Annotated in this window: 4 protein-coding genes; all 4 read left to right on the top strand. The window is 65.2% G+C overall.

Features of this window, described 5'->3' with window-relative positions:
* Positions 1 to 193 precede the first annotated feature (193 nt).
* The 4 genes from PX554_RS25265 to PX554_RS25250 all read left to right on the top strand — a co-directional run bounded on the left by PX554_RS25265 (position 194) and on the right by PX554_RS25250 (position 6,635).
* Positions 194 to 580, top strand: a complete 387-nt coding sequence (locus tag PX554_RS25265; RefSeq protein ID WP_275504900.1) for a type II toxin-antitoxin system VapC family toxin — start codon at positions 194 to 196, stop codon at positions 578 to 580.
* A gap of 78 nt (positions 581 to 658) precedes the next feature.
* Entirely contained in the window at positions 659 to 1,774 is a 1,116-nt protein-coding gene (locus PX554_RS25260; RefSeq protein WP_275504899.1) for a metallophosphoesterase family protein, read from the top strand.
* Positions 1,771 to 4,404: an AAA family ATPase gene (locus tag PX554_RS25255; protein ID WP_275504898.1), complete on the top strand. Its 2,634-nt coding sequence runs from the start codon at positions 1,771 to 1,773 to the stop codon at positions 4,402 to 4,404. The genes PX554_RS25260 and PX554_RS25255 overlap by 4 nt, the downstream gene beginning before the upstream one ends.
* A 422-nt stretch (positions 4,405 to 4,826) precedes the next feature.
* Complete coding sequence (locus PX554_RS25250; protein ID WP_275504897.1) at positions 4,827 to 6,635, top strand: hypothetical protein; 1,809 nt, start codon at positions 4,827 to 4,829, stop codon at positions 6,633 to 6,635.
* The last annotated feature ends 2 nt before the right edge of the window (positions 6,636 to 6,637 follow it).

Below are 6,637 nucleotides of genomic sequence, written 5' to 3'. Positions count from 1 at the left end.
AACATCAACCCCCTGACGAGGTCCGCACTCCGCTAATCTACGCCGCGAGTTGTGCCGAATGTTCTGACGACGGACAGCGGACTGCAAGTCAGGCTGTGGCTCGCGCCCAGGCTCTGGCCAAGCAGTACACCGGCGGTAACCCTGACGCATCCGTTGACGCATTCCTTACGCGACGTCGTGAGGAGAGCGGCGAATGAGCGTGGTGCTGGACGCGTCTGCGATCATTGCCATGCTCAAGGGCGAGCGTGGAGCGGCAAAGGTCGCGGCTGAGATCGGTGGGGCGCGGGTAAGCAGCGTCAACTATGCCGAGGTCGTCAGCCACTTTGTCCATGCCGGCATGCCCGAGCGCGAAGTCGATGCAATGCTCGATCCATTGCCGCTGACGGTCGTGCCGGCCGACAAGGCGCTCGCGCAGATTGCCGGGCGGTTGCGGGCGGAAACAGCCGAGGCGGGGCTCAGCCTCGGTGACCGTTTCTGCCTGGCACTCGCGCGGCGCGACGGTCTGCCCGCATGGACCAGCGACCAGAACTGGAAGAAGATCGCCGATGCCGTCGAGGTCAAGGTTGTCGCGATCCGCTGACTTTACACGGTGGCGGGGTAGGGGAGGGGGCAGGACGTCCGGCTCGACAGCCATAACCCACACCGCCAGAAGGGTTTCATGCTACGCCTGATCCACACTGCCGACTGGCAACTCGGCAAGCCGTACGGCCGCTTCGACAGCGACGTGCGCGCTGCCCTCAGCGAAGCGCGGTTCGATGCGATTGACGCGATCGGCAAGGCGGCAGCCGAGCATGACGTCGCGCACGTGCTGGTGGCGGGCGACGTATTTGACACAGAGGGACCGGAAGACCGCGTGATCGTGCAGGCGGTGTCGCGGATGCAGCGCTATGCTTGTACCTGGTGGTTGCTGCCCGGCAACCACGACTTCGCCCGCAATAGCGGCTTGTGGGACCGTGTCCGGGCCAAGGGCGCCAGCAACATCCGTGTCCTCGCGGAGCCGGTGCCGTGCGAGATGGCGCCCGGGCAGTGGCTGCTACCGGCGCCGCTGACCCACCGGCATAATCTCGACGATCCGACCGCGCTGTTCGATACGATGGAGACGCCGGGCGCGAGCTTACGCGTCGGTCTCGCTCACGGCTCGATCCGCGACTTCTCATCGCGCGGCGAGGCACAGAACCAGATTGCGCCTGATCGTGCCCAGCGCTCTGACCTCGACTACCTCGCGCTCGGTGACTGGCACGGGAGCCTTCGGGTCGATGCGCGCACCTGGTACTCAGGAACGCCCGAAACCGACCGCTTCCAGCGGGATGAGCCGGGCTACGCTCTGCTCGTAACGCTTGAGGCCGGGGCGGAGCCGTCGGTGTCGCCAATCCGTACTGGCAGGTTCCAGTGGCTGATGCGTTCATGGACGGTTGCCGACGCGGAGGGCTTTGCCGCCGAATGTGACCGGCTGCTCGCGCAGGTCGAACCATCGGCAACCCTCTTGCAGCTCTCGCTATCTGGTATCGTCAGTTTGTCCGATCGTATCGCGATCCTTGCGCGCCTCGACAACGACCTGCGCCATCGCCTGCGCCATCTGGCGGTCACCGCCGACGATCTCGTCGGTCGGCCGAGCGAACAGGATCTGGCAGACCTGCGGGTCGAGGGGATGATCGGCACGGCCGCAGCCAAGCTGATGAGCATGATAGAGGCCGGTGGCAGCGACGGTGCCATTGCCAGGCGGGCGCTCGAGCGCCTGTTCGTGGAACATCAGCGTGGGCAGGACGCGGCATGAGCCTTCGGATCCGGCGCATCGCGCTTTCAAACTTCCGCAAATACCGCGACCCCTTCGTGCTGGACGGGCTGACCGATGGGCTCAACGTCATCATCGAGCCCAACGAGACCGGCAAGTCGACGCTGCTGGAAGCGATGCGCGCTGCCTTCTTTATCCGGCACAACACCGCCAACCGGCTTGCGCGTAGCTATGCGCCTTACGGTGAGGCCGTCGCCCCGCAGATCGAGATCGGCTTCGAGGCGAAAGGTGAGGCGTGGGAAGTCAGCAAGCGCTTCCTGAAGAGTGCTTCGGTTGAGGTTCGGGGACCGAACGGGCGTGCGCAGGGCGAGGATGCCGAGGCGCAGCTGCAAGCGCTGCTCGGTGCGCGTCGCGACACCAGCCAGGGCGGCGACGCGGCCGCGCATGGTGCACTCGGCCTGCTGTGGGTCGGGCAGGCGCAGGCGCTTGAAGTGACGGCGCCGGGCGAGATCGTGCGCGACAGCGTTCGCGCTACCTTGGAAGCTGAGGTCGGCACGATCATGGGTGGTGCCGCATACCAGCGTGTTCGCCCCCGCATCGACAGCCAGTTCGCGGAATACTGGACCAACAGCGGTCGGCCGACCGGTCGCCAGACCGCGGCACGCGACGAGCATGAGGCAGCACAACGCGCCGCGAGCGAGGCAGCCACTCGGCTTGCCGCCTTGGAACAAGGCTTCTCCAATCTCGAGGCTGCGCGAGCGCGGCTGAAGGTGCTAGACCGCGATCTTGCCGATACCACCGATGCTGAGCAGCGTCGGACGCTGGTAGGCCAGCTAGATGTGGCGCGCTCTGCCGCTCAGCTGCTCGACACACGCCGCGCCGAGCAAGGCCGCCTTGTCGACCGCGTCAGGGCCCTTGAGGATCTCACATCGCGCCTCGCAACCGCCCGCAAAGCTGTCAGCGACACGGCTACGGCGCTCAGCAAGGCACGGGATAGTCGATCCGGCCTGGTCGGGGAGCTGGTGGCCGCGCAGGAACGGGCGACGACAGCCCGTGAGCTGCTAACCCGTGCTCGTGACACTCGGCGGACCGCCCATGCGGCACTTGATGCTGCTCGGATGCGGGCTGCGGAACGCGAGCGCCGGGGGGCAATCGGCGAGGCACGACGGCGTTATACCGAGTTGGTTGGGCTGGAGGCCGAATACGAAGCGACGCGACAGCTCGCGACTGCGACGATCCCTGCCACCGTCATCAAGGCCCTCGAAGAACGTGAACGTACCGTGGACAAGGCGCGGGCGGCTATGGATGCCGGTGCGACGCGGATAGAGTTCGCCGGTGATGTCAGCAGTCTGACGATCGACGGAGCTGCGGCGGAGCGTGGAGACCGCATGCTGTCTCGCGAGACGCGCATCCGACTGGGCGATGCCGAACTGATCATCCGTCCGCCTGTCGGCTTGCAACGGGCCGAGACGGCACTTGCCAACGCGACCGATGATCTGAACGCAGCCTTGGCTGAGCACGAGGTGGAGAGTGTCGCTGCGGCTCGCGCTCGCAACGAGGCCGCGCGAGACGCGGTCGCCAACCTTCGCACTCTGGAAGCGCGGATCGCTGGGATCACGCCTGCCGTGACGTTGCTCGACATCGAAGCGGGTGCGTCGGCCCTGAAGCTCTTCATCGCCGGATTGCAGGAAGGCGCGGAAGGGGAGGGGAACTGCGAAGAGCCAGACGTCGAGACGCTGACCATCGCATCAGGTGAGGCGGATACGGCGCTGGCAAAGGCGGAAGGTGTCGATGCGGTGGCATCCGAGCAGTTGCGCGAAGTGGAGGCCCGCAATGCTCCATTGATGGTGCAGGAAGCTGGCGCCGAACGGGATGCGCTGAACGCCGCGGCACAGCTTGCCACCTTGGAAACCAAGCCCGAGGTGGCCTCGCTTGAGGACGCTTTGCGCGATGCGCGCCAGCAGGAGGCGGCAGCGCTCGTCAACTTGCAGGATGCCGAACGCGCGGCGACCGCTCATGACGTTGTGACGATCGAACGGCAGATCGGACTGCTGGACAAGCGGGTCGAGGTGGCCCGGGCCCAGCGTACCGACCTGGAAAAGGTGATTGCCGGGCTCGAGGCGCGGATCGAGGCGGAAGGCGGCAAGGGGCTGGCCGACCGCGCCGCAGTCGCGCGCGAGGAGGCTGATGCCGCAGTTGCCAACCTGGCACGTGTGACGCAGGAAGCCGAAACGTTGAAGTTGCTTCGCGACACGCTGGAGAGTGCACGCGCCGAGACGTCACGGACGTTCGTCGGGCCGGTGGCGCGGCGTGCGCGCCGGCACATCGAACGGCTGCTGCCGGGCGCTGACCCCGGCTTTGGCGACGACCTTGGCTTGGCGTCGATTGCGCGGGGCGGATTGGGCGAGAGTTGCGGCGATCTCTCCAGGGGCACCCAGGAGCAATTGGCGGTTCTCACTCGGCTCGCCTTCGCCGACATGCTCCTCGAGCAGGGAATGCCAGTATCGCTGATCCTGGACGATCCGCTGGTCTATTCGGACGATACCCGCCTCGATCTCATGACCGAAATCCTGACCGAGGCCGCAACACGGATGCAGGTCATCCTGCTTACCTGCCGTGATCGCGCCTTCCGTCACCTTGGCAATCGGATTAGCCTGACGGGAGGTCGGTAGCGGAACCTATACATTTTGGTGGAAAGCGGACGTTCCGCTTTCGGCCGAGCATCTGTGGTATCGGCCTTTCCCCGGCGCGTGGCGCGTCGGTCTGCTGACCCACTGCCAATCATTGCCCGAGCCTGTTTTGAGCGGCAGCTTTCATCGCCGTCCCCGGGGCGCGTTGCGTCTCGCTGGTTGTGGTTGCGCTGAACCCCGGCTGCAAAATCCGAACCAGCTGCCGGGCCTTTCGAGCCCAAATGTGCGGGGACCCGCTTGTCCGCAGTACGATCCTAGCTGACGGAGATATTTTGCAAAGGCTAGGGCAGATGCTCTCCGCCATGATTCGGTCGCGAACGTCGTTGACCGAGCGGCACTTTGACTGGAACATGTCGGAAATTCGGGGGCAGGGCTTGGCGGGAAATCCAACAACAGCGGCATGGGTGCGATTTCTGCGTAACTACGGACCTATTCCGACCAACGACAATATGTATGACGAGTCGATCCAACGCGCGCTGCGCCGCCACAAGATTCGACCGATCACCTTGCCTGCGCCGCTGCGCGACTGCCTTGTCGCGATGTTTCGCGGCGATGCGCCGATTTCGCACATCATCACCGGTACCGCCGGCGACGGCAAAACCTATCACTGCCGCGAAGTCTGGACCGAGCTCGGCGGGGATGTCACGGCCTGGAACCACGGCGACAAGGTCCAGCGGCTCGCATTGGGTGCGCGCACGCTCGTCATCGTCAAGGATCTGAGCGAGCTACGCGACGATGAAAGCAACGATCTCATCGTTGAGTTTGCGCGGAATGTCGCTAATCCCGCGACCGACACTTTCTATCTGTTCGCGGCCAATCACGGCCAGCTGCTCGAAAAGCTCAAATCGGCGCCGGCAAACGACGCGGTGCTCCGGGTCAGCAAGGTGGTTGAGGATCTGCTCGTCACCGGCTCCAGTGCCGATCCCGGCATCGCGCTCGAATTGACCGATCTCAGCCGGTCGCCCGCCGCCGAAATGGCGATGGCGATCATCGAGGAAGTCACCGGCCATGAGGGCTGGGAAGGATGCGGCGAATGCAGCGCGAGCGGCGACGGCACTTGTCCGATCTTCGAAAATCGGCGCCGGCTGATCGGCAACGGCCCGGACGATCCCTTCAAGCACCGGCTGACCGCGCTCATCGAGCTCAGCGAGCGTAACGGCAGCCATTTTCCGGTGCGCCAGCTCCTCGCGCTCGTCGCCAATGCCATTCTCGGCCATCCCGAGGCGCGCGACGGGCTGATGAGCTGCAACGATGTGACCAGCATCCAGGCGTCGGGCCATGCCGACCGCGCGTCAATCTACCGAAACATCTTCGGTGAGAATCTCAAACCCAGCAAGGCCGAGAAGACCGAGCTGTTCCGTAAGCTCAACGCCTTCGGCATCGGTGCCGAAACCAGCAACCGGGTCGACAATCTCCTGGTCTATGGCGCCGACGATCCGGCCTATGCCGCCGACTATGCCGCGCTGGTCCTCGGCGATCCGGTCTATGGCGCGACCCCGGCCTATACCAACGCGCAGCGCGGCTATCTCGAAGGCGCCGACGATGGCGACCGGACGAGTTTTCTGGGGGCACTGCGCGCGCAGCGTCAGCGCCTCTTCTTCACCATGCCCGCCGACAAGGCGGCCGACTATGATCTGTGGGACCTGACCGTGTTCCGCTATGCCGGTCTCTATCTCGAGGTCGCCGAGAAGATCGCCGCGAAGCAGCCGGTGCCGCGCGCCGCGCTCAACATGGTGGTGCGCGGTCTCAACCGCATCTTCACCGGCATGCTGGTCCAGAACCAGGACGAACTCGTGCTCGCGACTTCGGGCAGCTATTCGCAGTCGAAGCGCAGTCCGCTCCTCGACGAGCTGATCTCGGTGCCCCGCTCAGGCGGCGAGGAGGTCAGCATCGTCGCCGACAAGAGCGAGGGATCGTTCGGCGTCTCGGTCAAGCTCGTGCGCGGCAGCGATATCCCGCTGGTGTTCCTGTCACTGTCGCCGACGCGCTTCGAGTTTCTCGGCCGCGTCGCCGAAGGCGCGCTGCCCAGCAGCTTCTCTCTCGAATGTCATGAGGATCTGCTGGCCTTCAAGGCGCGGCTGCTGCGCGAAACCGAAAACCGCCGCAAGCTCGATGGCGACGATGAAGCCGCAAACGGCGAGCTGGTGCTGCGCTTCATCGAGCTGAGTGCCGACGGTCGCGCGCAACCGCGCCGCGTGATTGTGCGAGTCTGATC

The sequence above is a fragment of the Sphingomonas pollutisoli genome (genome assembly GCF_029167165.1).
Taxonomy (GTDB): Bacteria; Pseudomonadota; Alphaproteobacteria; order Sphingomonadales; family Sphingomonadaceae; genus Sphingomonas; species Sphingomonas pollutisoli.
The sequence above is the reverse complement of the archived record's forward strand: the minus strand, read 5'-3'. Positions and strand labels throughout refer to the sequence as shown.